Annotated in this window: 25 protein-coding genes and 1 tRNA gene; 17 read left to right on the top strand and 9 right to left on the bottom strand. The window is 71.4% G+C overall.

Annotation, left to right across the window (positions count from 1 at the left end):
• Positions 1–262 precede the first annotated feature (262 nt).
• The 4 genes from nhaA (at position 263) to IG74_RS0118335 (ending at position 3,525) form a co-directional block, all read left to right on the top strand.
• Positions 263–1,660, top strand: coding sequence for a Na+/H+ antiporter NhaA (gene nhaA / locus IG74_RS0118350; RefSeq protein WP_030677845.1), 1,398 nt, complete (start codon positions 263–265; stop codon positions 1,658–1,660).
• Between the two features lie 87 nt (positions 1,661–1,747).
• Positions 1,748–2,248, top strand: coding sequence for a phage holin family protein (locus tag IG74_RS0118345; protein ID WP_030677840.1), 501 nt, complete (start codon positions 1,748–1,750; stop codon positions 2,246–2,248).
• Entirely contained in the window at positions 2,245–3,192 is a 948-nt protein-coding gene (locus tag IG74_RS0118340) for an alpha/beta fold hydrolase (RefSeq protein WP_030677838.1), read from the top strand. The genes IG74_RS0118345 and IG74_RS0118340 overlap by 4 nt, the downstream gene beginning before the upstream one ends.
• 132 nt (positions 3,193–3,324) lie before the next feature.
• Positions 3,325–3,525: a hypothetical protein gene (locus IG74_RS0118335; RefSeq protein ID WP_030677835.1), complete on the top strand. Its 201-nt coding sequence runs from the start codon at positions 3,325–3,327 to the stop codon at positions 3,523–3,525.
• A gap of 122 nt (positions 3,526–3,647) precedes the next feature.
• On the opposite strand, the gene IG74_RS0118330 is transcribed toward IG74_RS0118335, so the two are convergent.
• The 3 genes from IG74_RS0118330 to nth form a co-directional block, all read right to left on the bottom strand.
• Positions 3,648–4,850, bottom strand: a complete 1,203-nt coding sequence (locus IG74_RS0118330) for a MarP family serine protease (RefSeq protein ID WP_030677832.1) — start codon at positions 4,848–4,850, stop codon at positions 3,648–3,650.
• Between the two features lie 112 nt (positions 4,851–4,962).
• The gene (locus tag IG74_RS0118325) at positions 4,963–5,673 is read right to left on the bottom strand and encodes an NUDIX hydrolase (protein WP_051855008.1); all 711 of its coding nucleotides are present in this window, start codon (positions 5,671–5,673) and stop codon (positions 4,963–4,965) included.
• Between the two features lie 324 nt (positions 5,674–5,997).
• Positions 5,998–6,957 (bottom strand): endonuclease III, encoded by a 960-nt coding sequence (nth, locus tag IG74_RS0118320; RefSeq protein WP_051855000.1) that lies wholly within the window; start codon positions 6,955–6,957, stop codon positions 5,998–6,000.
• Between the two features lie 711 nt (positions 6,958–7,668).
• Here nth and IG74_RS0118315 point away from each other — a divergent pair.
• On the top strand, positions 7,669–8,343 hold the full coding sequence (locus IG74_RS0118315; protein WP_006382668.1) for a Crp/Fnr family transcriptional regulator: 675 nt from the start codon (positions 7,669–7,671) through the stop codon (positions 8,341–8,343).
• A 185-nt stretch (positions 8,344–8,528) separates the two neighbouring features.
• A complete protein-coding gene (locus tag IG74_RS0118310; protein ID WP_030677823.1) occupies positions 8,529–9,353 on the top strand; it encodes a nucleotidyltransferase domain-containing protein in 825 nt (274 codons plus the stop codon).
• Here the strand turns inward: IG74_RS0118310 and IG74_RS0118305 are convergent.
• The 4 genes from IG74_RS0118305 to IG74_RS51055 all read right to left on the bottom strand — a co-directional run bounded on the left by IG74_RS0118305 (position 9,350) and on the right by IG74_RS51055 (position 11,820).
• Positions 9,350–10,180: an MBL fold metallo-hydrolase gene (locus IG74_RS0118305; RefSeq protein WP_030677820.1), complete on the bottom strand. Its 831-nt coding sequence runs from the start codon at positions 10,178–10,180 to the stop codon at positions 9,350–9,352. The genes IG74_RS0118310 and IG74_RS0118305 overlap by 4 nt on opposite strands.
• A gap of 49 nt (positions 10,181–10,229) precedes the next feature.
• Positions 10,230–11,096, bottom strand: a complete 867-nt coding sequence (locus tag IG74_RS0118300; protein WP_030677817.1) for an NUDIX hydrolase — start codon at positions 11,094–11,096, stop codon at positions 10,230–10,232.
• A 101-nt stretch (positions 11,097–11,197) separates the two neighbouring features.
• On the bottom strand, positions 11,198–11,662 hold the full coding sequence (locus IG74_RS0118295; protein WP_030677814.1) for a RidA family protein: 465 nt from the start codon (positions 11,660–11,662) through the stop codon (positions 11,198–11,200).
• The gene (locus IG74_RS51055; protein WP_003975360.1) at positions 11,659–11,820 is read right to left on the bottom strand and encodes a DUF4177 domain-containing protein; all 162 of its coding nucleotides are present in this window, start codon (positions 11,818–11,820) and stop codon (positions 11,659–11,661) included. Before IG74_RS51055 ends, IG74_RS0118295 begins: the two co-directional genes overlap by 4 nt.
• An 82-nt stretch (positions 11,821–11,902) precedes the next feature.
• On the opposite strand from IG74_RS51055, the gene IG74_RS0118285 reads away from it, so the two are divergent.
• Both IG74_RS0118285 and IG74_RS0118280 read left to right on the top strand, forming a co-directional pair.
• Entirely contained in the window at positions 11,903–12,877 is a 975-nt protein-coding gene (locus IG74_RS0118285; RefSeq protein WP_030677810.1) for an ArsA-related P-loop ATPase, read from the top strand.
• 58 nt (positions 12,878–12,935) lie between these two features.
• The gene (locus IG74_RS0118280) at positions 12,936–14,345 is read left to right on the top strand and encodes an ArsA family ATPase (protein ID WP_037825666.1); all 1,410 of its coding nucleotides are present in this window, start codon (positions 12,936–12,938) and stop codon (positions 14,343–14,345) included.
• A gap of 129 nt (positions 14,346–14,474) precedes the next feature.
• Here IG74_RS0118280 and IG74_RS0118275 read toward each other — a convergent pair whose 3' ends face one another.
• Positions 14,475–14,819, bottom strand: coding sequence for a WhiB family transcriptional regulator (locus IG74_RS0118275; RefSeq protein ID WP_171075821.1), 345 nt, complete (start codon positions 14,817–14,819; stop codon positions 14,475–14,477).
• Between the two features lie 438 nt (positions 14,820–15,257).
• On the opposite strand from IG74_RS0118275, the gene IG74_RS0118270 reads away from it, so the two are divergent.
• Positions 15,258–17,489, top strand: coding sequence for a transglycosylase domain-containing protein (locus tag IG74_RS0118270; RefSeq protein WP_051854999.1), 2,232 nt, complete (start codon positions 15,258–15,260; stop codon positions 17,487–17,489).
• Positions 17,490–17,583: 94 nt separating this feature from the next.
• Here the strand turns inward: IG74_RS0118270 and IG74_RS0118265 are convergent, their stop codons facing one another.
• The gene (locus IG74_RS0118265; protein WP_030677797.1) at positions 17,584–18,051 is read right to left on the bottom strand and encodes a GatB/YqeY domain-containing protein; all 468 of its coding nucleotides are present in this window, start codon (positions 18,049–18,051) and stop codon (positions 17,584–17,586) included.
• Between the two features lie 110 nt (positions 18,052–18,161).
• Here IG74_RS0118265 and IG74_RS0118260 point away from each other — a divergent pair, with 110 nt between their 5' ends.
• From IG74_RS0118260 to IG74_RS0118220, 8 genes are all read left to right on the top strand, one after another.
• Positions 18,162–19,097 (top strand): metallophosphoesterase, encoded by a 936-nt coding sequence (locus IG74_RS0118260; RefSeq protein ID WP_030677793.1) that lies wholly within the window; start codon positions 18,162–18,164, stop codon positions 19,095–19,097.
• Between the two features lie 109 nt (positions 19,098–19,206).
• A tRNA-Pro gene (locus tag IG74_RS0118255) sits at positions 19,207–19,280 on the top strand.
• Between the two features lie 725 nt (positions 19,281–20,005).
• Positions 20,006–20,209, top strand: coding sequence for a cold-shock protein (locus tag IG74_RS0118250; RefSeq protein ID WP_030677791.1), 204 nt, complete (start codon positions 20,006–20,008; stop codon positions 20,207–20,209).
• Between the two features lie 357 nt (positions 20,210–20,566).
• A complete protein-coding gene (locus IG74_RS0118245; RefSeq protein ID WP_030677788.1) occupies positions 20,567–22,060 on the top strand; it encodes a DEAD/DEAH box helicase in 1,494 nt (497 codons plus the stop codon).
• A 46-nt stretch (positions 22,061–22,106) separates the two neighbouring features.
• Entirely contained in the window at positions 22,107–22,508 is a 402-nt protein-coding gene (locus tag IG74_RS0118240) for a CBS domain-containing protein (RefSeq protein WP_030677785.1), read from the top strand.
• Positions 22,509–22,555: 47 nt separating this feature from the next.
• Positions 22,556–22,861 (top strand): SCO5918 family protein, encoded by a 306-nt coding sequence (locus IG74_RS0118235; RefSeq protein ID WP_030677782.1) that lies wholly within the window; start codon positions 22,556–22,558, stop codon positions 22,859–22,861.
• Positions 22,862–23,517: 656 nt separating this feature from the next.
• Positions 23,518–23,856, top strand: coding sequence for a MerR family transcriptional regulator (locus IG74_RS0118230; RefSeq protein WP_030677779.1), 339 nt, complete (start codon positions 23,518–23,520; stop codon positions 23,854–23,856).
• Between the two features lie 357 nt (positions 23,857–24,213).
• Positions 24,214–25,110, top strand: coding sequence for a phosphorothioated DNA-binding restriction endonuclease (locus tag IG74_RS0118220; protein ID WP_030677773.1), 897 nt, complete (start codon positions 24,214–24,216; stop codon positions 25,108–25,110).
• The last annotated feature ends 90 nt before the right edge of the window (positions 25,111–25,200 follow it).

Raw genomic sequence — 25,200 nt, 5'->3', positions numbered from 1 at the left:
GAAGCCGCAAATGACACGTCCCGCGCCCCGTTGGGGCGCGAAAAGGCACCCGGCGCCCCGCGCGCCGGGTGCCTTTTCGCGTCTGCCAGACAAGCCATTTGTCCTTAAAGTGGCTTTCGCCGGACACCCCCGCCGCACACGCGTCCAAGCGATTAGGTAAGCTAAGGATCAACGTCAACAACACGACAAGAATCACCAGGTGCGCCGGGAAGTCTGGTCGGCATGTGCTCAGCCCTGCCTACCCGACCGGAGGTCGACTCCCGTGGCCGCGCCCACTCCCAGCAACCGCAAGTTCCTCGGACGCCTCTCCCTGCCCGAGCGCACCTTCGTCGCGGACGCGCTGCGCACCGAGACCGTCGGCGGCGTCCTGCTGCTCGTCGCCGCCGTCGCGGCCCTGATCTGGGCGAACACCCCGCTCAAGGAGAGCTACGAGAGCGTACGGGACTTCCATCTGGGCCCCGGCTCGCTCGGTCTCGACCTGTCCCTCCAGCACTGGGCCGCCGACGGGCTGCTCGCGGTCTTCTTCTTCGTCGCCGGGATCGAGCTCAAGCGCGAGCTGGTCGCGGGCGATCTGCGCGACCCCAAGGCGGCCGCGCTGCCCGTCATCGCCGCGATCTGCGGCATGGCCGTACCGGCGCTCGTCTACACCCTCGTCAACACCGTCGGCGGCGGCTCCACGGACGGCTGGGCCGTGCCCACCGCGACCGACATCGCCTTCGCGCTCGCGGTCCTCGCGGTCATCGGCACCTCGCTGCCGTCGGCGCTGCGCGCCTTCCTGCTCACGCTCGCCGTGGTCGACGACCTCTTCGCGATCATGATCATCGCGATCTTCTTCACCAGTGACCTGAACTTCGCCGCGCTCGGCGGCGCCGTCATCGGCCTCGCCGTCTTCTGGCTGCTCCTGCGCAAGGGCGTGCGCGGCTGGTACGTCTACGTGCCGCTCGCCCTGGTCATCTGGGGCCTGATGTACAACAGCGGCGTCCACGCCACCATCGCCGGTGTCGCCATGGGCCTGATGCTGCGCTGCCACCGCGAGGACGGCGAGAAGCACTCCCCCGGCGAGCACATCGAGCACCTCGTACGCCCCGTCTCCGCGGGCCTCGCGGTGCCGCTGTTCGCCCTGTTCAGCGCCGGGGTCGCGGTCTCCGGCGGCGCCCTCGGCGACGTCTTCACACGGCCCGAGACGCTCGGCGTGGTCCTCGGCCTGGTCGTCGGCAAGGCGGTCGGCATCTTCGGCGGCACCTGGCTCGCCGCCCGCTTCACCCGCGCCGAGCTGAACGACGACCTGGCCTGGCCCGACGTCTTCGCGGTCGCCTCGCTCGCCGGCATCGGCTTCACCGTCTCGCTGCTCATCGGCGAACTCGCCTTCAGCGGCGACGCGGCCCTCACCGACGAGGTCAAGGCGGCGGTCCTCGTCGGCTCCCTGATCGCGGCCGTGATCGCCACCGTCCTGCTGAAGCTCCGCAACCGCAAGTACCGGGCGATGTGCGAGGACGAGGAGCGTGACGAAGACCTCGACGGCATCCCGGACATCTACGAACAGGACAATCCCGATTACCACTTGCGGATGGCGGAGATCTACGAGAAGAAGGCCGCCGAGCACCGCAGGCGGGCGGAAATGTCGGCCGGATCGGGCGATCCGGACCACGGTCCGGCATGATCTGTCCAGAACCTTCCGCGCGGTGCCGGTCCCCGCGCGGAAGGATTGCGCACGCTGACCGGCAGACAGAGAAATGAGGAGTACGCGATGAGCGCACCCGACGGTCCCGTCGGCACCGAACGCAGCCTCGGCCAGCTCGTCTCCGCGGCGAGCAAAGAGATGTCGGAGCTCGTGCACGACGAGATCGCGCTGGTCAAAGCCCAGCTGACGCAGGACGTCAAGCGCGGTGCGATCGGCAGTGCCGCGTTCATCGCGGCCATTGCCGTCCTCATCTTCTCGCTGCCGATGCTGAGCTTCGCCCTGGCCTACGGCATCCGCACCTGGAGCGGCTGGAACCTCGCGATCTGCTTCGTGCTCTCCTTCGCGGCGAACGTCCTGGTGGCGGGCGTGCTCGCCTGGATCGGCGTGATCTTCGCCAAGAAGGCCGCCAAGGGCAAGGGCCCGCAGAAGGCCGCCGCCGCGGCCAAGGAGACGGCCGCCGTGCTGCAGAACGTCAAGCCGCATCCGCGCCCCGTGACCCCCGTGAAGAGCGCTCTTGAGCTCGAGAAGGGTGAGCGGGCCGACGCTGTGGCACGCTCGACTTCATGACGGACCCCGCCAATCCCCCTCAGCACGCCTCCGCGACCGCGTCGGCCGTACGCATCGACGGCCCCTGGACGCACCGGGACGTCGCCGCCAACGGCGCCCGCTTCCACATCGCGGAGCTCGGTGACGGGCCGCTGGTGCTGCTGCTCCACGGCTTCCCGCAGTTCTGGTGGGCCTGGCGGCACCAGCTCGTCGCGCTCGCCGACGCGGGCTTCCGCGCGGTGGCGATGGACCTGCGGGGCGTCGGCGGCAGCGACCGCACCCCGCGCGGCTACGACCCGGCCAACCTGGCCCTCGACATCACCGGCGTGGTGCGCTCCCTCGGCGAGCCCGACGCCGCGCTCGTCGGCCACGACCTGGGCGGCTATCTCGCCTGGACGGCCGCCGTGATGCGGCCCAAGCTGGTGCGCCGCCTCGCCGTCACCTCCATGCCGCACCCCCGGCGCTGGCGCTCCGCGATGCTGCGGGACATGAAGCAGACCGCCGCCGGGTCGTACGTGTGGGGCTTCCAGCGGCCGTGGGTTCCGGAGCGTCAGCTCGTCGCGGACGACGGCGCCCTCGTCGGCCGGCTGATGCGGGACTGGTCCGGGCCGCGCCTTCCGGACGACGACGCCGTGGAGACGTACCGGCGCGCGATGTGCATCCCCTCGACGGCGCACTGCTCGATCGAGCCGTACCGCTGGATGGTGCGGTCCATGGCGCGCCCCGACGGGATCCAGTTCAACCGGCGCATGAAGCGGCCGGTGCGCGTGCCCACGCTCCACGTGCACGGATCCCTCGACCCGGTGATGCGCACCCGCAGCGCGGCCGGTTCCGGCGAGTACGTCGAAGCGCCGTACCGCTGGCGGCTGTTCGACGGCCTGGGGCACTTCCCCCACGAGGAGGACCCGGTGGCCTTCTCCAACGAGCTGGTGAGCTGGCTGAAGGACCCCGAGCCGGACCGCTGACACCCCCTGGCGGCCGCGGCGTCACCCGAACGCGGGAACGCCAGTCCTACGAACGCCAATTGCCTGGCGCATAGGCCAATTGGGGCCCCTGTGCGCGGTTACCGACCTTGAGGCACGGGCACACGTCCGGGTATGGGCTGGACGCACGACTACAGTGACGTAGCACGCAAGCGCCGCACGGCCACCGTGGTGAACGGCCACGAGAGGGGCGGCGACCCGCGCGAACAGGGCTACCCGGAGCACTCGGCATCCGCACAGGCCATCGGCATCCCGCGCATCCTGCGGCGCCGCGCGCGCTGGGTCTCAGCGCGGTTGCGGCACACGCGCGACTAGGCGTTCCGCCGGACGTTCCCCGTCGTTCGTCCGCGAATCCGTCGCGGCTGGTCGCGCCCACGCGGCGGAGCCGCACATCGACGCCGCCGCGCGCCCCCTCGGGGCGCTTCCGCACCGCTACCTCACAGGGCGCACCCCTGGCTGTCGACCTCCTGGTTGGCCGTGCGGCCGCGCTCGATGTCCTCGCGGACCTCGTCCGCCGTCAGGGCGTAGCCGGTGTCGGGGTCGTCGAGCGACTTGGCGAACACGACGCCGTAGACCTCGCCCTTGGGGGTGAGCAGCGGGCCGCCGGAGTTGCCCTGGCGGACCGTGGCGTACAGCGAGTACACATCGCGGCGGACCGTGCCCCGGTGGTAGATGTCCGGGCCCTTGGCCGTGATGCGGCCGCGGACGCGCGCGGCGCGCACGTCGTACGGGCCGTCCTCGGGGAAGCCCGCCACGATGGCGCTGTTGCCGCTCACGGCGTCGCCGGAGGCGAACTTCAGGGCGGGGGCGGGCAGCGACGGCACGTCGAGCACGGCGATGTCGCGCTCCCAGTCGTAGAGCACGACCTTGGCGTCGTACTTCTCGGCCTCACCGCCTATCTGCACCCTGGGCTCGTCCACGCCGCCGACCACGTGCGCGTTCGTCATGACGCGGCGCGGAGCGAAGACGAAGCCGGTGCCTTCGAGGGCCTTGCCGCAGCTGTGCGCGTCGCCGCTGACCTTCACGATGGAGCGCTTGGCGTTGACGGCGACCTGGCTGCGGGCGAGCTTGGGGTCCGGGGGCGGGACCTCCTTGATCGGCTCGTTCGAGAACGGGCTGAAGACCTGCGGGAAGCCGTTCCTCGCGAGGACCGAGGAGAAGTCCGTGAACCAGGTGTCGGCCTGGCCGGGCAGGGCCCGGTCGATGCCGAGCAGCACCTTGGAGTTGCGGACCTCCTTGCCGAGCGTCGGCAGCGTCGTGCCCGCGAGGAGGGAGCCGATCAGCCAGGCGACCAGGAGCATCGCGACCACGTTGACCAGGGCGCCGCCGGTGGCGTCCAGGGCTCTGGCGGGCTGCCAGGTGATGTACCGCCGCAGCTTGTTGCCCAGGTGGGTGGTGAAGGCCTGGCCCACGGAGGCGCAGACGATCACCACCACGACGGCGATCACCGCCGCGGTCGTCGTGACCTTCGCGCCCTCGTCGGTCATGGCGTCCCAGACGACGGGCAGCAGATACACGGCGACGAGGCCGCCGCCGAGGAAGCCGATCACGGACAGGATGCCGACGACGAAGCCCTGGCGGTAGCCGACGATCGCGAACCACACCGCGGCGAGCAGCAGCAGGATGTCCAGCACGTTCACCGATTCAGTCCTCGCCTCGCATGAATCGCCGCCTCGCGGTCGCCGGCGCCCGCCACGCCCCGCGTGGTCCGCGCCGTCCTCGGCCCCGGTGGCCTCGGTCCCCGCAACCTTGTCATGAGCCCCAGTCGAGCGGGACGCGGCGGTCCCTGTCCCACGGGCGCTCCCACCCGGCGAAGTGCAGGATCCTGTCGATGACTCCGGCGGTGAACCCCCAGACCAGGGCGGACTCCACGAGGAAGGCGGGGCCCTGGTGGCCGCGGGGGTGCACCGCCATCGCGCGGTTCGCCGGGTCCGTGAGGTCGGCCACGGGCACGGTGAAGACCCGGGCGGTCTCGGCCGGGTCGACGACGCCCACGGGGCTCGGCGCGCGCCACCAGCCGAGCACGGGCGTCACGACGAAATCGCTCACGGGGATGAACAGGCTCGGCAGCACCCCGAAGAGCTGGACCCCGCGCGGGTCGAGCCCGGTCTCCTCCTCGGCCTCCCTGAGGGCGGCGCGCAGCGGCCCCTCGCCCTGCGGGTCCCCGTCCTCCGGGTCCAGGGCGCCGCCGGGGAACGACGGCTGCCCGGCGTGCGAGCGCAGCGAGCCGGCCCGCTCCATGAGCAGCAGCTCGGGCCCCTGCTCGCCCTCTCCGAAGAGGACGAGCACGGCGGACTGGCGCCCACCGCCGCCCTCCGGCGGCAGGAACCGGCTCAGCTGATCGGGCCGCACGGTGGCGGCCGCCCGCACGACCGGGTCGAGCCAGGAAGGCAGGCCATCGGTGGTGAGGGTGGTCCGGCCGTGGTGATGAGGGGCGGAGGTGCCCCGCCCGTGGGTGTCCAGGGGGGCGGTGGCGCCCTGCGCGCGGGCGGCGCCGACGGCCTGTGCGCGGGGAGCGTACGGCTGCCGCGCTCGCGGGGCGCCCGGGGCCGGGTGCGTCTGCGCGCCGCCGGGCGGGTGCGGCCGGGCCGCGCCCGGGGTCTCGTGGATGTGGGGGCCCCGCGCCCCGTGGGAGTCCGTGCCGTGCTTCTCGCCGTCGTCGCTCATGTCCCTGCCGCCTGTGTGCGTGTCACTCGCGTGCGTCATCGGAACCCCGGTCCCCCCGCGATCCCCCGTCCGTCCCTCCATCTCTCCACAACGCCACCGGCCCCGCCGATGGTTCCTCGATCACCCCGCGGTGCCCAGGGGCGGCGCGGCCCTGCCCGGGTAGTCCGGCGGGGGCTTGAGGCGCTGGCCCGGCAGACCGCCCTTCTCGTACTTCAGGAGCTTCTCGGCCTTCTCCGGGTCCGTCTCGCCCTCTCCGTACGACGGACAGAGGGGGGCGATCGGGCAGGCGCCGCAGGCGGGCTTGCGGGAGTGGCAGATGCGGCGGCCGTGGAAGATCACGCGGTGCGACAGCATCGTCCAGTCGCTCTTGGGGAAGAGGGCGCCGACGACGGCCTCGACCTTGTCCGGGTCGGTCTCCTCCGTCCACTTCCAGCGGCGCACGAGGCGGCCGAAGTGGGTGTCCACGGTGATGCCGGGGACTCCGAAGGCGTTGCCGAGGACGACGAAGGCGGTCTTGCGGCCCACGCCGGGCAGCTTCACCAGGTCTTCGAGGCGGCCGGGCACCTCACCGCCGAAGTCGTCCCGCAGGGCGGCGGAGAGGCCCATGATCGACCGGGTCTTGGCGCGGAAGAACCCGGTCGGCCGGATCACCTCCTCGACCTCTTCGGGGTTCGCGGCGGCGAGGTCCTCCGGGGTCGGGTACTTGGCGAAGAGGGCCGGCGTCGTCTGATTGACCCGCAGGTCCGTCGTCTGCGCGGAGAGGACGGTCGCCACGAGCAATTGGAACGGATTTTCGAAATCGAGCTCCGGGTGCGCATACGGATACACGTCGGCGAGCTCGCGGTTGATGCGGCGGGCCTGGCGGACGAGAGCCGTGTGCGACTTGGGCGCGGCGACGGCCTTCACGGCCCCGGCGGGCGCCTTCGCGCTCTTGGCGGGCGCCTTCGCGGCCGCCGCCTTCTTCGCGGGGGCCTTCTTCGCCGGAGCCTTCTTGGCCGCGGCCTTCTTCGCGGGGGTCTCCGCGGCCGACACCTTCTTCGCCGGGGGCCGAGCGGCCCGTGAAGCGCCTTGATTCGCCATGCGGCCAGCGTACGGGCCCCCACCGACAGGGGCGGCGGAGATGCGCACTTGTCACGCGGCGGACATCAGCCGCGGGCACCGGCGACGGGCATCGACGCCCGGCACGGCGACGGGCCGCAGGCATCGACGCCCAGCACGGCGACTGGCCACGGGCGCCCGGCACGGCGACGGCCTGCGGGCATCGACGCCGGGCACGACGACGGCCCGCGGACATCGACACCGGACACGACGACCGGCCACAGGCATCGACGCCCGGCACGACGACCGGCGGCGGACATCGACACCGGACACAGCGACGGACCGCAGGCATCGACGCCGGGCGCGGCGACCGGGCCACAGGCGCCGATGCGGGCGCACGCCGGAGCGCGCCCTCCTCCGTGCACCCCCGCGCCCTCCCCGAGTGCGCCACACCGGACCGATTTGTCCGATTCTCACCGGTGGCGGAAGCGTGTTCGCCCACAGCAGAATTGTCCTGCACAGCGGTGCTTCGCGCCGCCGTGGCCTGTGCTCTCACGGGCCCGGAGGCGGGTGTCCGGTCCCCGACCGGGTGGCCGCGTCCGGCGCCGATCCCCCGGATCAGCCCCCAATTGGCCCCCTTCCGCATTGCCTCCGTCACAAGTGCGGCAGACTTGAGTGACTGATCACACTGTTTGAACCGTCCGGCAAACTGGGGCACCCGTCCCCTGATGCAGGTCGACAAGGAGAGAACTCGTGGACGACGTTCTGCGGCGCGCCCCGCTCTTCGCGGCGCTCGATGACGAGCAGGCCGCGGAGCTCCGCGCCTCCATGAGTGAGGTGACGCTCGCACGCGGGGACGCGCTCTTCCATGAGGGCGACCCCGGAGACCGCCTGTACGTGGTCACCGAAGGCAAGGTGAAGCTCCACCGCACCTCCCCCGACGGCCGCGAGAACATGCTCGCCGTCCTCGGCCCCGGCGAGCTCATCGGTGAGCTCTCGCTCTTCGACCCGGGCCCCCGCACCGCCACCGCCACCGCCCTCACCGAGGTCAAGCTGCTCGGCCTCGGCCACGGCGACCTCCAGCCGTGGCTCAACGCCCGCCCGGAGGTGGCCGCCGCCCTGCTGCGCGCCGTCGCCCGGCGCCTGCGCAAGACCAACGACCAGATGTCGGACCTCGTGTTCTCCGACGTCCCCGGCCGCGTGGCCCGCGCCCTGCTCGACCTGTCCCGCCGCTTCGGCGTGCAGTCCGAAGAGGGCATCCACGTGGTGCACGACCTCACGCAGGAAGAGCTGGCCCAGCTGGTCGGCGCCTCCCGCGAGACGGTCAACAAGGCCCTCGCGGACTTCGCGGGCCGCGGCTGGCTGCGCCTTGAGGCCCGCGCCGTGATCCTCCTGGACGTGGAGCGCCTGGCCAAGCGGTCGCGCTGACCCACCCCGCTCACCGAACGCACCGCGCCCACCGGGCCCGGTGCGTTCGGCGTACTCGCGGCGTACTCCCGGCGTGCTCAAGCCCCGCCCGCGCCCCGGCGACGTACGTCCCGACGGTGTACGTCCCGACGTGCCGCCCGGGAAAAGTGGGTGCCCGGCGGGCACCCACCCTGCACAGTGGCCCCATGACTACCGTCAGACGTGGGCTCGACAGTCAGGGGTACATCGAGCGCGACGGCTCCCTGGGACGGATCCAGGACACCTTCCGGCCCGTCGTCGCCGCCGCGCGCGACCGGGTCGCGGACGTCTTCGGCAAGCGGCTCGACAGCGCCTATCTGTACGGCTCCGTGCCGCGCGGCACCGCCCGCGTCCACCGCTCCGACCTGGACCTCCTCCTCGTCCTGCGCGAGGAGCCCGGCGCCGCCGACCGCGCCGACGCGCGCGCCGTGGCCGCCGCAGTCGACAAGGAGTTCGCGGAGGTCGACGGCGTCGGCGTCCTGCTCCTGAGCCGCGCCCGCGTCCTGAGCGACCACGAGACGTACGACCACGGCTGGTTCCTCGCCTGCCTGTGTACGCCGCTGCTCGGCGAGGACCTGGCCGAATTCCTGCCCCGCTACCGGCCCGACGCCCGGCTCGCCCGGCAGACCAACGGCGATCTGGCCGCCCTCCTCCCGCCCTGGCGCGAGCGCCTCGGCGCGGCCGTGGCCGCGGGCGACGACGCGGCCCTGCGGGCCCTGTGCCGGACGGTCTCCCGGCGCCTCGTGCGCACCGGCTTCACGCTCGTCATGCCCCTCTGGAACGGCTGGACCGGCGAACTCGACGAGATGGCGGAGGTGTTCGGGCGGTACTGCCCCGAGTGGGCCGACCGGATGCGCGCGGCCGCCGCCGTGGCGTACGAGCCGGTCGCCGACCCCGCGGTGCTGCGCGAGCTCACGGACGTGCTCGGGCCGTGGCTCGCGCGGGAGCACACCGCGCGGCACGGCGTCAGGACGCCCGGGCCCTGGGGCTAGATCAGGCCGTGCTCCTTGAGGTACTCCAGCTGCGCGCGCACCGACAGCTCCGCGGCGGGCCACAGGGAGCGGTCCACGTCCGCGTACACGTGCGCCACGACGTCGGACGCCGTCGCGTGGCCGTTCTCGACGGCGGTCTCCACCTGGGCCAGGCGGTGGGCGCGGTGCGCCAGATAGAACTCGACCGCGCCCTGGGCGTCCTCCAGGACCGGGCCGTGGCCCGGCAGGACCGTGTGCACGCCGTCGTCGACGGTCAGCGACCGCAGCCGGCGCAGCGAGTCCAGGTAGTCGCCGAGCCGGCCGTCGGGGTGGGCGACCATCGTGGTGCCGCGCCCCAGGATCGTGTCGCCCGTCAGGACGGCACGGTCGGCCGGGAGGTGGAAGCAGAGCGAGTCGGCGGTGTGGCCGGGCGTCGGTACGACGCGCAGCTCCAGGCCGCCGGTCGTGATGACGTCACCGGCGGCGAGGCCCTCGTCGCCCAGGCGCAGCGCCGGGTCGAGGGCGCGGACCCTGCTGCCGGTCAGCTCGGCGAAGCGGGCGGCGCCCTCGGAGTGGTCGGAGTGGCCGTGCGTGAGGAGGGTGAGCGCGACGCGCTTCCCGGCCCGCTCGGCGGTCGCGACGACCTCGGCGAGGTGCGCCTCGTGCAGGGGGCCCGGGTCGATGACGACCGCGAGGTCGGAGTCCGGCTCGGCGACGATCCAGGTGTTGGTGCCGTCCAGGGTCATCGCGGACGGGTTCGGCGCCAGGACGTTGACGGCGCGGTCGGTGGCGGGGCCGCTGAGCACCCCGCCACGGGGCTGGCCCGGCAGGGCCGCTGCTTCGGTCATGCGGGGATGGCTCCCGTCGGACTCGGGGCGGTGGGCGCGGGCGGCGGGGTCATGCCGTGCCGCCGGAGGGGATGTGCTTGGTGAACTCCTCGTGGCCCGGCCAGGAGAGCACCAACTCGCCGTCCTCCAGGCGGGCCCGGGCCAGGACCGGGGTGAGGTCGTGCCCGGCGGCCGCGGCCACGGCGTCGGCGGCGGCGCGGTGCGGGGCGAGCTGGCGCAGGGTGGCGATGGTGGGCGGCATCATGACGAGTTCGCCGCGGTCGTAGCGGGCGGCGGCGGCCGCGGGATCGATCCACTCGGTGCGGTCGGCCTCCGTAGAGGCGTTGCGGGTGCGCTGGCCCGCCGGGAGCGCGGCCACGAAGAAGAACGTGTCGTAGCGGCGCGGCTCGAACTCCGGGGTGATCCAGCGGGCCCACGCGCCCAGGAGGTCGCTGCGCAGCACCAGGCCGCGGCGGTCGAGGAACTCGGCGAAGGACAGGTCGCGGGCCACGAGGGCCCGGCGGTCGGCCTCCCAGTCGTCGCCCGTGGTGTCACCGACGACCGAGTCCGGGCTCGGGCCCGCGAGCAGGACGCCCGCTTCCTCGTACGTCTCGCGGACGGCCGCGCAGACCGTGGCCTGGGCCGCGGCCTCGTCGACGCCCAGGCGGGCCGCCCAGGCGGCGCGCGGCGGGCCCGCCCAGCGGACGGCGCGCTCGTCGTCGCGGGGGTCGACACCGCCGCCCGGGTAGGCGTACGCGCCCGCCGCGAAGGGCATCGAGGTGCGGCGCCGGAGCATGTGCACCTCCGGGCCCTGGGGGGTGTCCCGCAGGAGCATCACCGTCGCGGCGGGGCGTGGGGGCGCCGGGGTCAGGTCACCGCTCGCGAGGGCGCGGATGCGGTCGGGCCACTCCGGTGGGTACCACTGCCCATTTGCCATGGGCGGAGGCTATCCGAGGTGGAGCGGATGTTCGAGGGTCACCTGCGGCGCCCGTGGGGGTGGGCGGGCGGAAGCGGACCGCCGCCCGGCCACCCGCGGGGTTACGGCTTGAGCTCGACCTGGATCTCGACCTCGACCGGGGCGTCCAGCGGGAGCACCGCCACGCCCACCGCGCTGCGCGCGTGCACGCCCGCGTCGCCGAGGGCCGCGCCGAGCAGCTCGCTCGCGCCGTTCAGCACGCCGGGCTGGCCGGTGAAGTCGGGGGCCGACGCGACGAAGCCGGTGACCTTCACGACCCGGGCGATCCGGTCCAGGTCGCCCGCGACGGACTTCACGGCCGCCAGGGCGTTGAGCGCGCAAAGGCGGGCCAGGTCCTTGGCCTCCTCGGGCGTGACCTCGGCGCCGACCTTGCCGGTGACGGGCAGCTTGCCCTCCACCATGGGCAGCTGCCCGGCCGTGTACACGTACACCCCGGACTGCACGGCCGGCTGGTAGGCCGCGAGCGGCGGGACGACCGCGGGCAGCGTGTGCCCGAGCTCCGCCAGCTTCGCCTCTACGGCGCTCATGCCTGCTTCTCGCGCTTCAGATAGGCCACCAGCTGCTCCGGGTTGTTCGGGCCCGGGACGACCTGGACGAGCTCCCAGCCGTCCTCGCCCCAGGTGTCCAGGATCTGCTTCGTGGCATGGACGAGCAGCGGCACGGTTGCGTATTCCCACTTGGTCATACGGCGACTGTAATGCCTGGGACCGGCCTGCTATGGACAGCCTCATGCGTAGCCCGCGAGGGGACTGGTTAGGCTCGAAGACGTGAGCAGGCTCCAGGTCGTCAGCGGCAAGGGCGGTACCGGCAAGACCACGGTCGCCGCGGCCCTCGCGCTCGCCCTCGCGACCGAGGGCAGACGCACCCTCCTCGTGGAGGTCGAGGGCAGACAGGGCATCGCGCAGCTCTTCGAGGCGGAAGCGCTTCCGTACGAGGAGCGCAAGATCGCGGTGGCACCCGGCGGCGGGGAGGTGTACGCCCTCGCCATCGACGCGGAACTGGCGCTGCTCGACTACCTCCAGATGTTCTACAAGCTCGGCGGCGCGGGCCGGGCCCTGAAGAAGCTCGGCGCCGTGGACTTCGCGACGACGATCGCGCCGGGCCTGCGGGACGTGCTCCTCACCGGCAAGGCCTGCGAGGCCGTCCGCCGCAAGGACAAGAACGGGCGGTACGCGTACGACTGCGTGATCATGGACGCGCCGCCCACGGGCCGCATCACGCGCTTCCTGAACGTGAACGACGAGGTCGCCGGGCTGGCGAAGATCGGCCCGATACACAACCAGGCCCAGGCCGTGATGCGGGTCCTCAAGTCCCCCGAGACGGAAGTCCACTTGGTGACTCTCCTGGAGGAAATGCCCGTCCAGGAGACGGCCGACGGCATCGCCGAGCTGCGCGCCGCGGGCCTGCCGGTGGGCCGCGTGATCGTGAACATGGTGCGTCCGGCGCTGCTCGACGAGGCGGCGCTCGACCTCGGCCTCGAGCGCGCGCCCCGCGCCGCCATCGCCAAGTCCCTGGCGGCCACCGGCCTCGGCGGCGCCCGCGGGGCCGCCGCGCGGCTCGTGGACCCGCTCCTGGACCAGGCCGCGGAGTACGCCGCGCGACACGCTCTTGAGGGCTCCCAGCGGGCCGTCCTCGCCGATCTCGACCTGCCCACGCACGAACTGCCGCTGCTGGCCGACGGGATGGACCTGGGCGGCCTGTACGAGCTCGCCAAGGAGCTGCGCCACCAGGGGGTCGCGTGACCTCCCGCCGTCCGGCACCAGCCCGCCCGGAAGCACACACCCGGAAGCCAAGGAACTCATGAGCCTCGATCCGGCACGTGACCCGCTCGACGTAGACGCGCTGCTCGACGACCGCAAGACGCGCATCGTGGTGTGCTGCGGCTCGGGGGGCGTCGGCAAGACCACGACGGCGGCGGCGCTCGGCCTGCGCGCCGCCGAACGGGGGCGCTCCGTCGTCGTGTTGACGATCGACCCCGCGCGCAGGCTGGCGCAGTCCATGGGCATCGACTCGCTGGACAACGTGCCGCGGCGCGTGGAGGACATCAAGGGCGACGGCGAGCTGTGCGCCATGATGCTCGACATGAAGCGCACCTTCGACGAGATCGTCGAGGCGCACGCGGACAAGGAGCGCGCGAGGGCGATCCTGTCCAACCCCTTCTACCAGTCGCTCTCGGCGGGCTTCGCGGGCACGCAGGAGTACATGGCGATGGAGAAGCTGGGGCAGCTGCGGGCCCGGGACGACTGGGACCTGATCGTGGTGGACACGCCGCCCTCGCGCTCGGCCCTGGACTTCCTGGACGCGCCCAAGCGGCTCGGGTCCTTCCTCGACGGCAAGCTGATCCGGCTCCTGATGGCCCCGGCGAAGGTGGGCGGCCGGGCCGGGATGAAGTTCCTGAACGTCGGGATGTCGATGATGACGGGCGCCCTCGGCAAGCTGCTCGGCGGCCAGCTGCTGCGGGACGTGCAGACCTTCGTGGCGGCGATGGACACGATGTTCGGCGGCTTCCGCAAGCGCGCGGACGCGACGTACCGGCTCCTGCAGGCGCCGGGCACGGCGTTCCTGGTGGTGGCGTCGCCGGAGCGGGACGCGCTGCGGGAGGCGGCGTACTTCGTGGAGCGGCTCGCGGCGGACGACATGCCGCTGGCCGGCCTCGTGCTCAACCGGGTGCACGGCAGCGGGGCGGCGGGGCTCTCGGCGGAGCGGGCGCTCGCGGCGGCGGAAAATCTTGAGGAGCGCGGCATTGTGGATCAGGAGGACGGGAAGATTGCAGGGCGTAGCTCCTCCGAGGCTCCCTCCTCCGAGGCCCCCACCTCAGCGGCTCCCACATCTCCTGAGGCTCCCGGCAGTTCAGCATCCACCGGCACTCCGTCCGAAGGGTCCGAGCCCGCGTCCGCGTCCGGTCCTGCCCCGTCAGCAGCCACGTCCGACACTCCTGTCGCCGATGCGTCCGACACGTCCGGCACGCCTGTCGCCGACGCGTCCGTCGAGCGGCTGACCGTCGGCCTGCTGCGGCTGCACGCGGAGCGGATGCGTCTGATCGCCCGGGAGCAGCACACGCGTGACCGCTTCACCGCGCTCCACCCGGAGGTGGCGGTGGCCGAGGTGGCCGCGCTGCCGGGTGATGTGCACGACCTCGCGGGCCTGCGCACCATCGGCGACCAGCTCGCGGCGGCGCGCGGCACGGAAGGACCGGCCGGGGCGGCGTGAGCCCGGGGCCGTGCGCCCTCGGTGCCCTCGCGGCACCCCGAAGGCACCGGCGACCCGGCACGGCTCCGGGGCCGCCCGAGAGCGAGGCGGCACCCCTGGGAGCCGGTAGCAGGATGTGCGTGCGCGGGGTCAGCCCACGGCCGCGTAGCTCTCGTACGTCTCCTCGTCGTCCAAGTCCACGGGCAGCAGGCCCGCGCCGCGCTCGTACTCGGAGCGCGCTGTCTCAAGGAGCCTGCGCCATGAGGTGACCGTGGGGCGCCTGCGCAGCAGTGCGCGGCGCTCCCGCTCCGTCATGCCGCCCCACACGCCGAACTCGACGCGATTGTCCAGCGCGTCGGCCAGGCACTCGGTCCGCACCGGGCAGCCGGTGCACACCGCCTTGGCCCTGTTCTGCGCTGCTCCTTGTACGAACAGTTCATCCGGATCGGTAGTGCGGCAGGCGGCCTGCGCACTCCAGTCGGTTACCCAGCCCATACCGGCGCCGTCCTCTCCCGAATCGAGGCTCCCCCACGGCGGCAGCGGCATATTCACCGCCGCCAGTTGAGGACGTTACGGAAGGTGGGCACAGCGCAACACCCCCTTCGGGCCCAATCTTGAATGGCCCGAACGGACTATGCGTAAGCGGCAGATCACCCGACGGAGTGAGCTGGCGACATGCGTGACCAACCCGGCAAACACGGGCAGTTCAGTTGAGCCACAGCGGACACGGGGCGACGCATGAGGCGGTTCCGGACAGAGTCCCGCCGGAACGGCCGGATACGGGCTGTAACCGGGCCACATTCGAGAAATGCTGAACGAACGGGGAAAGGCCGACGTAGAACTTGGTGCGGGACCGCACTGCTGTGACAGTTGAGAGCAGCTTAGGCCAAGGCATATACGCCTGTCCGGCGAATCAGAACGTAGGCTGCCCCCATGGGAAACAAGCGATCGGGCGGTGGTCTGTCCCCTGCGCAGCAGGCCGCCAAGTTCCTGGGCGTCAGCGTGCTCGCGGGCGCGGTGCTCGCCGGGATCGCGCTGCCCGCCGTCGGGGTGATCGGGCTCGCGGCCAAGGGGTCGGTCGAGGGCTTCGACGAGATCCCGGCGAACCTCAAGCAGCCGCCGCTGAGCCAGCGCACCACGATCCTGGACTCCGCGGGAGGCCCGATCGCCACGGTCTACTCGCGCGACCGCACCGTGGTCCCGCTCAAGCGCATCTCCCCGTACATGCAGAAGGCGATCGTCGCCATCGAGGACGCCCGGTTCTACGAGCACGGCGCGGTGGACCTCAAGGGCATCCTGCGCGCGCTGAACCAGAACGCGCAGAGCGGCGGCGTCGCCCAGGGCGCCTCGACGCTCACCCAGCAGTACGTGAAGAACGTCTTCGTGGAGGAGGCGGGCGACGACCCCGCGAAGGTCGCCGAGGCCACCCAGCAGACGCTCGGCCGCAAGATCCGCGAGCTGAAGTACGCGATTCAGGTCGAGGAGGAGCTCGGCAAGAAGCGCATCCTCAAGAACTACCTGAACATCACGTACTTCGGTCAGGCGGCGTACGGCGTCGAGGCCGCGTCCCAGCGGTACTTCTCCAAGCCGGCCAAGGACCTGAAGCTGCAGGAGGCCGCGCTCCTTGCGGGCATCGTGCAGTCCCCGAGCCGCTACGACCCGGTGAACGACGCGACGGAGGCCAAGCAGCGGCGCAACATCGTGCTCCAGCGCATGGCCGACACCCACGACATCTCGCAGGCCGAGGCCGACCGCGCCAAGAAGACCCGGCTCGGCCTGGACGTGAGCCGTCCCAAGAACGGCTGCATCACCGCCGTGAAGGGCGCCGGGTTCTTCTGCAAGTACGTCGAGAAGGTCTTCAAGAACGACCCGACGTTCGGCAAGACCAAGGAGGCCCGCGCCAAGCTCTGGAACCGCGGCGGCCTGCGGATCAGGACGACCCTCGACCCGCAGACCCAGCGTTCGGTGCAGGACTCGATAAAGGATCACGTCTACCAGACCGACGAGGTGGCGACGGCCGCGACCATCGTCGAGCCGGGCACCGGCAAGATCCTCGGCATGGGCCAGTCGCGCCCCTTCGGCTACGGCAAGAACGAGACCGAGATCAACCTGTCCGTGGACGAGTCGATGGGCGGCGGCGCGGGCTACCAGCCCGGTTCGACGTTCAAGCCGATCGTGGCCGCCGCCGCCCTGGAGCGCGGCATGTCGCCGGGCAAGCGCTACTCGGCCCCGTACGAGATGCCGTACCCGTCGAGCGTCGCCGCCTGTGACGGCAAGACGTGGCGGAACGACCCCAGGCTGCCCGCGAAGCTCACCAACGAGAACGAGTCCGAGGTCGGCCCCTACCGCCTGCGCGAGGCCACCGCGAAGTCGGTCAACACCTACTTCGTGCAGATGATCGGCGAGCTCGGCATCTGCCCGGTCACCGAGATGGCCGGGAAGATGGGCGTCGAGCGGGCCAACGGCAAGCCGATGGACCAGGCCCCGTCGATCGCGCTCGGCACCCAGGAGGTGTCGCCGCTGACGATGGCGAGCGCGTACGCGACGTTCGCGGCGCGCGGCAGGTACTGCACGCCGATCGCCATCGAGTCGATCAGCACGATCGCGGGGAAGTCCCTGCCGGTGCCGAAGTCGCAGTGCTCCCGGGCCATGTCGGAGCGGACCGCCGACACCGTCAACACCCTCCTGAAGGGCGTGGTCGAGGACGGCACCGGCAAGCAGGCGGGCCTCGGCGCCCGCGACAGCGCGGGCAAGACGGGTACGACGGACTACCGGTACGCGGCCTGGTTCGCGGGCTACACCCCGAACATGTCGGGCGCGGTCTGGGTCGGCGACCCGGCCCACGAGCGCAGGATGATCGACATCTCCATCGGCGGCCGCGGCTACGGCAAGGTCTTCGGTGGCGAGGTCCCGGGACCGATCTGGCGCGACGCCATGAGCGGCGCCCTCTCGGGCAAGCCCGACCCGCGCTTCGACACGGTCCGCCTGCCGGGCGACCGGGACCGCGACGACCACGACGGTGACGGCAACGACGGCGGCGGCAACGGCGACGACGGCAAGCCGGGCGACGGCAACGGCGGGGACCCCTGGTCGGGCGTCATCGGCGGCGGCAACGGCAACGGCGGCCGGGGCGACGACGGGGACGACGACGGCGGGGACGACTGAGGCCGACGGCCCGCGCCACGCGGCACAAAGACGGGGGCGGCCCCTGAGCGTCGAGCTCAGGGGCCGCCCCCGTGCGGTCCGGCAACGGCGGTGATCAGCCGCCCGCGAGCAGGCGCTTGACCGTGGCGGCGACGCGGCCGCCCTCGGCCTGGCCCGCCACCTTCGGGTTCACGATCTTCATGACCTGGCCCATGGCCTTCGGGCCCTCCGCGCCCGCGGCCTTCGCCTCGGCGACGGCCTCGGCGACGATCCGCGCCAGGTCGTCGTCGGAGAGCTGCTTGGGCAGGTACTCGGCGAGCACCTCGCCCTCCGCCTTCTCGCGCTCGGCCTGCTCGGGGCGGTTTCCCTGGGCGAAGGCGTCGGCCGCCTCGCGGCGCTTCTTCGCCTCGCGGGTGATCACCTTCTGCACCTCGTCGTCGGAGAGGACGCGCTTCTCCTTGCCCGCGACCTCCTCCTTCGTGACGGCGGCGAGGGTCATCCGCAGCGTCGAGGAGCGCAGCTCGTCGCGCCCCTTGATCGCGGCGTTGAGGTCGTCCTGAAGCTTCGACTTGAGCGTGGTCATGGGGCAATTGTGGCAGGTGGACCGCGCGCACGGCCCCTTCATTTCCGAGGGCGGCCGCCCGGGGGCCACGGGGCGTCCAACGGGCGTACGGGGTCTGACACGATGGAGGCATGCGCGCGCGATACGCAGTACCTCTGGGAATCACGGCGACGGCCGCGGCCGGTATCGCCTACTCCGTGGGCATCGAAGCCCGCTCCTTCCGGCTCCGACGGGTGACGGTCCCCGTGCTGCCGCCGGGGATGCGGCCCCTGCGCATACTCCAGGTCTCCGACATCCACATGGTCTCCGGGCAGCGCAAGAAGCAGCGCTGGCTGCGTTCGCTCGCGGGCCTGCGCCCGGACTTCGTGGTCAACACGGGCGACAACCTGTCGGACCCCGAGGGCATCCCCGAGGTCCTGGACGCGCTCGGCCCGCTGATGGACTTCCCCGGGGCGTACGTCTTCGGCTCCAACGACTACTACGGACCCAAGCCCCGCAACCCCGCCCGCTACTTGCTGGAGAAGGTGCAGGGCCGCCACGGTCTGAACGGCAACCCGCCCGCCGTGGGCGTCGTCCACATCCAGTGGGAGGACCTGCGCGACGGCTTCGACGCGGCGGGCTGGGTCAACCTCACGAACACCCGGGGCACCCTCAAGATCGACGGCTACGAGATCGCACTCACCGGCCTGGACGACCCGCACATCAAGCGGGACCGGTACGCGCAGGTAGCGGGCGGCCCCGACACGAGCGCCGACTTCTCCATGGCCGTCGTCCACGCCCCGTACCTCCGCTCCCTGGACGCCTTCACCGCGGACGGCTACCCGCTGGTCCTCGCGGGCCACACCCACGGCGGCCAGGTCTGCGTCCCCTTCTACGGGGCCCTCGTCACCAACTGCGACCTGGACACGGACCGCGTGAAGGGCCTCTCCACGCACGAGGCCGGAGGCCACACCTCCTACCTCCACGTCTCCGCCGGCTGCGGCGCCAACCGCTACACCCCGTTCCGCTTCGCCTGCCCGCCCGAGGCGACGCTCCTGACCCTCACGGAGCGCCCCGCCCGACCCTGACCCAGGCCCTCCGGGAAACCGGATTTCGTCTCCGGGCGCCGGTCCGCTAAAGTAATCGATGTCGCCGCGACCTGCACAGCAGAGCTGACAGGCAGCGGAGCATCGACATCGGGGTGTGGCGCAGCTTGGCAGCGCGCTTCGTTCGGGACGAAGAGGTCGTGGGTTCAAATCCCGCCACCCCGACAGCTGAAACAGCATGTCAGGCCCGGTACTGAGAGATCAGTACCGGGCCTGATGTGCGTTCGGGGCCACTCACCCTCGCGAGTGCCAGCGGCCTCGGAAGTGACCCGCAGCTGTCCCGCTTGCTGCTCCGGCGGTACAAGTCGGTCCCAGGGAATCCGAGCCACTGCGTAGACGGGCGACTTCGCGGACGCCATGTTGTCGCTGCCGGAGGATGACAGCGACAACATGGCGTCGCAGCTTGAAGAGCTCGGGCCCGTCAAGACCGCACGAACCCTCGTCGGCGGGCCCTCCGGAGTGTTCCCCACGGACGACGGACCGCTACTGCTGGAAGCGCGCCGCCTGCGCGCTCTGGCACCGAGTGGAACGGGATCCGTCTGCATCCGGCAAGCGCCCGTACGGCACCAACAGCCGCACAACGCTCGCCCAGAAAACGTTGGACTTCCGGAGAGCGAATTTCTACGTCCGCGAAGGGAGAGTTTAACGGGCCGCCTGGTGAGGGTTTTTCGCCCACCGAACCGAGTAAAAATAATTCCCACTCACGGACCCGAGACGTGCTACTGTCTTCTCAGTTGCAGTTGTGGTTCCCAAAACTTCAAGCGCCTCCGATCGAAAGTCAGGGCGGGAGCGCTTTCGTGTTGACCGGTAATTTCCGGCGGGGTGATCATCGCGGCGACGCGGCATCCGCAGAGTGTGGATCCCGATGCACTGCCCCAAAGGAGATCGACATGGCCAACGGCACCGTGAAGTGGTTCAACGCGGAAAAGGGATTCGGCTTCATCGAGCAGGAGGGCGGCGGCGCCGACGTGTTCGCCCACTACTCGAACATTGCCGCCCAGGGCTTCCGCGAGCTCCTCGAAGGCCAGAAGGTGACCTTCGACATCGCGCAGGGCCAGAAGGGCCCGACGGCCGAGAACATCGTTCTGGCCTGACACTGAAGCACAGTTCGCAGCTGGGGCCCGCATCCTTCGGGGTGCGGGCCCCAGCTGCATGATTTTTCCGCGGTGGCCACATCGGCGGGGCCCCACGTGGCGAGATTCGCAGCCTCAGCGCCAGCGGATGGTCAGGGGGGAACGGGGGCGCCTCCCCTGACTCCCCCATACCTGTCTCCATATCTGCCCCCCAGATATCACACCCCGTCACGCCGCGCACTTCAGTGCCTGCATCCGCGCACTCCATTCGCCGGTCAGCTCCACTGTCGTTTTCCGTCGGTACATTCTTGTAATTCTCTGCGCCGTTCGTTCCGGCGGGAATTCCTTGATATGCGCCGCATCGAGGAGGGTTTCCGCATGAACCGCACACGTACGAACGACCGTTCCCGTCGCACCCGTGGCGGCAGTACCGATGCCGGAAAGGGCGGGCGGCGCTTCGGTTCGCCTGCCCCGGGCCGCTCCGGCGGGCCCTCTCGGTCCGGCGGTCACGGCCGTAGGGCGGCTGCGCCGCAGGGTGAGTTCGCGCTCCCCGCGGCGGGCACTCCCGCGCTTCCCGCCGCGGCGGACTTCGCTGATCTCGACATGCCCGCGCAGTTGCTGGCCGAACTCCGCAGGCAGGGCGTCACCGTGCCGTTCCCGATCCAGGGCGCGACGCTGCCGAACTCCCTCGCAGGCCGTGACATCCTGGGCCGCGGGCGAACCGGATCCGGCAAGACCCTCGCCTTCGGGCTCGCCCTGCTGTCGCGCATCGCAGGACAGCGCGCCGAGCCCCGCCAACCACTGGGGCTGGTCCTCGTCCCCACCCGCGAGCTCGCCCAGCAGGTGACCGACGCGCTCACCCCCTACGCCCGCTCCGTCAGGCTCCGCTTGACCGCGGTCGTCGGCGGGGTGTCGATCGGCCGGCAAGCCGGCGCGCTGCGCGACGGAACCGAGGTCGTGGTGGCGACCCCGGGCCGCCTCAAGGACCTCATCGACCGTGGCCAGTGCCGACTGAACCAAGTCGGCGTCATCGTGCTGGACGAAGCCGACCAGATGGCGGACATGGGCTTCATGCCACAGGTCACCGCGCTGCTCGAGCAGGTGCGCCCCGAGGGGCAGCGCATGCTGTTCTCCGCCACGCTGGACCGCAACGTCGATCTCCTGGTGCGCCGCTATCTGACCGACCCCGTCGTCCACTCGGTCGACCCGTCGGCCGGTGCCGTCACGACGATGGAGCACCACGTCCTGCACGTCCAAGGCGCCGACAAGCACACCGCCACCACCGAGATCGCTGCCCGTGACGGGCGCGTGATCATGTTTCTGGGCACCAAACACGCCGTGGACCGGCTGACCCAGGACCTGCTGAACAGCGGCGTGCGCGCCGCGGCGCTGCACGGCGGGAAGTCACAGCCCCAGCGCACCCGCACCCTGAATCAGTTCAAGACCGGACACGTCACCGTGCTCGTCGCCACGAACGTCGCCGCCCGTGGCATCCACGTCGACAACCTCGACCTCGTCGTCAACGTCGACCCGCCGACCGACCACAAGGACTACCTCCACCGCGGCGGCCGCACCGCCCGCGCGGGCGAATCCGGCAGCGTCGTCACCCTCGTCACGCCGAATCAGCGCCGCGGCGTGATCCGCCTCATGTCGGACGCCGGAGTCCGGCCGCAGGTCACCCGGGTCCGCTCCGGCGAGCCGGAACTGCACCGCATCACCGGCGCCCGGACTCCCTCCGGCATTCCGGTCGTCATCACCGCGCCGGTGGCCGAACGCCCCGAGCGCGGCGCCGCCTCCCGTGGCCGTCGCCGTCCCGCTTCGGCGAGCCGGCGCGCGTCCGTGCAGCAGCGCCCCGTCGAGAAGGCGGCCTAGCACCTCAGCAATCAGGAACCTGACCCCTTTCTGCAGGAGACATCTTTTGACGCTCGTTCAGATGCAGCTCCACCCGACGGGCGCCGACGCCCCGCGCACGGCGGTGGTCGATACCGCGAAAGAACCCGGACCGCAGGTCTGGGACGACATGACGGTCGAGGTGGCACTGTCCGTCATGGTCAGCGCCGGAGTCGGGCACCTGCTCGTCTACGACGAGGACGGCATGCGCACCGGCTTGATCACCCTGGCCCGGCTCACCGCCGTCCGTGACGGCTCCGGATACACGGACAGGATCCGCCTGCGTGACATCAGCGGGGGCAGCGGACCCTTCACCCCGCCGCGGGCAGCGGCCGAAGCCAAGCGCTCGGAGCGCTGCGACCTGCCCGGCACCCTGCCCGTGGATGACGGACGCGGCAGTGCCCCGGCCGTCCTCGGCCCCGCCCACTGAGTCAGCTCCCCACGGTCGGCCCCCTCCCCCTCTCCTCGTGAGGTCTCATGCGCTGTGTCATCGCCCGCTTCCCGTTCGACCTGACCAAAGCCGACGTGTTGGAGACGATGAAAGGCGTCAAGCCCGAGCCGGTCACCGGTGAATCGGTGGCCATCGGGCGGCGCCAGTACCCCGTCAAGCAGGTCGGCCAAGCGATCACCCGCCAGGACCGCCGCGACTTCAGTGCCGGCGAGGTCGTCCGGGCCATGACACGACTCGGCTTCACCTGCCGTACGGCCCCCACGGCCCCGCCCGCACTCACTCCCAGCCCGCTCCAGAGGGCTTCCGCCATGCTGGGGACCAGCATGGCCTGAGCGCCGCGCGACGACACCGGAACAGCAGTGAGGGCCCGACCGGCACGACCGGTCGGGCCCTCACTGCTGCCGGGCCGTGGTCATGCCGCTTCCGGCCCGGGTCGGCCCCTCCAGCCATCCATATGCCGCCGGAGAGGATTACCCCACTCGCAGACATCACAAAATCTATCCTTGCTGGAGTAGACTTTAGCCGCTCGTGCGGCTAAGGTTTCTGGTGTAGCCGAGATCGAGCATCGAGCAGGGCCCGGCAGACACGAACTGCCGGGCAGCAGTGCACGCATCAAGGTGCGGTGGTGGAGTTTCGAAGCCAGGGTTGTTCCACGACGGCGACGGGGCTGACCACCGGGCCGGTGGCCCGCGGTGACAAGGGGCCGCCACAGCAAGAGAGTGAATGACCCAGAGGAAAGAACGGAGGAATCCAGCGCCATCAGGATCGCCCGGGCACGAGACTGAGCCCGGGTACCGCAGGACATCGTTAGGCAGGTGGTCTCCGGTCACGCATCCGCGATCCCCGCACTCCCGTCGGCATTCAGGACGGTCATGCGGAAACAGAAGGCCGACGCGGCATCATGGTCGGCAGATGGTGTAGTAGTTCCTTCGGGGCCTTGGTGCCGTACGGCACCAAGGCCCCTCAACGCGTTCCGCAGAGAGGTGCAATGACAGCAGACAACTCGCTGGGCCGTCTCGATGACGACGACTACCCCGCCTACACCATGGGCCGAGCCGCCGAGATGATCGGCGCTACCCCTGGCTTCCTGCGCGCCATCGGCGAGGCACGGCTGATCACGCCCCTGCGCTCAGAGGGTGGGCACCGCCGCTACTCCCGCTATCAGCTGCGGATCGCAGCCCGCGCGCGTGAGCTCGTCGACCAGGGCACCCCGATCGAGGCCGCGTGCCGGATCGTCATCCTCGAAGACCAGCTCGAAGAAGCGCAACGCATCAACGCCGAGTACCGACGGGCCGCCGAATCCTCCGACCCTACGACCACGGCCTGAGGTGAGCGCCGGTCCAGCCCGGCGGAACCGGCCCCGCCATCCACGAGCAGCCGACCGAACCCGCTGCCGACGTTGTGACCCAGCCGCCGAAGGCGGCCTCCGCATCAAGGATCGTGGCACGGACCCGTCGGATGCGACCGGGCCCGATCATGATCAGGTCGTGACGCGCGGAGCCGGGCAGCCAACGCGCACCACCCAGCTCCTTCGGCCGTGCGCGGTGTGCCCAGTGCTCAGCAAGCTCCATGTACCCATTGAGCCAGGCCAGTTGGCCCCGGCACTGGACGTTCGCCATAACTGGGTGCGCGAGCACCTCACCTGACGGACGCCGCTCGGCGAAGCATCATTATGATCACCGCCATGGATTGGCTGGAGCGTGCCGCGAAGCTGAGGCAGTGGAGCCGGGACGGAGTGCGGGCGCCGCACAAGCCATTGCTGCTGTTGTACGCCCTGGGCCGTTTTCAGGCGAATGCCGCGGACGAGTTGCCGTACACCGCGGTGGAGGCGGACCTGAAGCAACTCCTGATCGAGTACGGTCCGTCGCGTGGGACCACGCCCGCCTACCCCTTCCACCACCTGGTCAGCGACGGAGTGTGGGAAGTGCGAACCGCTCGCGGCGTCGGCAGCCCAGGCACTGGCGTGGGGGAACTACGAGCCAGCCGAGCCACTGGGCGGCTGGCACCGGACCTTCAGGTAGCGCTCCGGCGGGAACCTTCGCTGCTGGGCCGCATGGCAAGGGTGCTGCTGGATCTGCACTTCCCGGCGTCGCTGCACCAGGACCTGTGCGATGCGGTCGGCCTGGACATGGAGCTGTCGGAGCCCGGCGCTCTGGCGGCCGCGCCCGGCAGACGTCCGCGAAACCGGCGGATGCGGGAGATGGTGCTGACCGCTTATGAGTACCAGTGCGCCTTCTGCGGCTACGACGGCATGATCGGCACGGTGCCCGTCGGGCTGGAAGCCGCGCACGTGCGCTGGTGGGCGTTCGACGGTCCGGACGACGTCGACAACGGGCTGTGCCTGTGCTCGCTCCACCACAAGCTCTTCGACAAGGGCGTCCTCGGTCTGGGCGACGACCACCGCATCCTGGTGTCGCAGCATTTCATCGGCCGCGGCCAGACTGCCCGCGAGCAGGTCACGGCACTCGCGGGACGTCACCTCGCAGGTCCCCAACCCGGCACCCGGCCCGTAGCGGCGGCTCACCGTTCCTGGCACACCGGTCAAGTCTTCCGCGGCAGCCCACGCCCCATCGCCGCCTGAGCCGGCTCACCGTCTGCGGGCGGCGGTGGTTCGGGCGGGGGCGGCAAGGGCCCCAGCCGGAGTCGCTGAGGGCTGTGCGGGGCTCGGTGC

This window comes from Streptomyces sp. NRRL B-1347, from assembly GCF_000720325.1.
In the GTDB taxonomy this organism is placed as follows: Bacteria; Actinomycetota; Actinomycetes; order Streptomycetales; family Streptomycetaceae; genus Streptomyces.
This window is presented reverse-complemented; position numbering and strand designations above follow the sequence as displayed.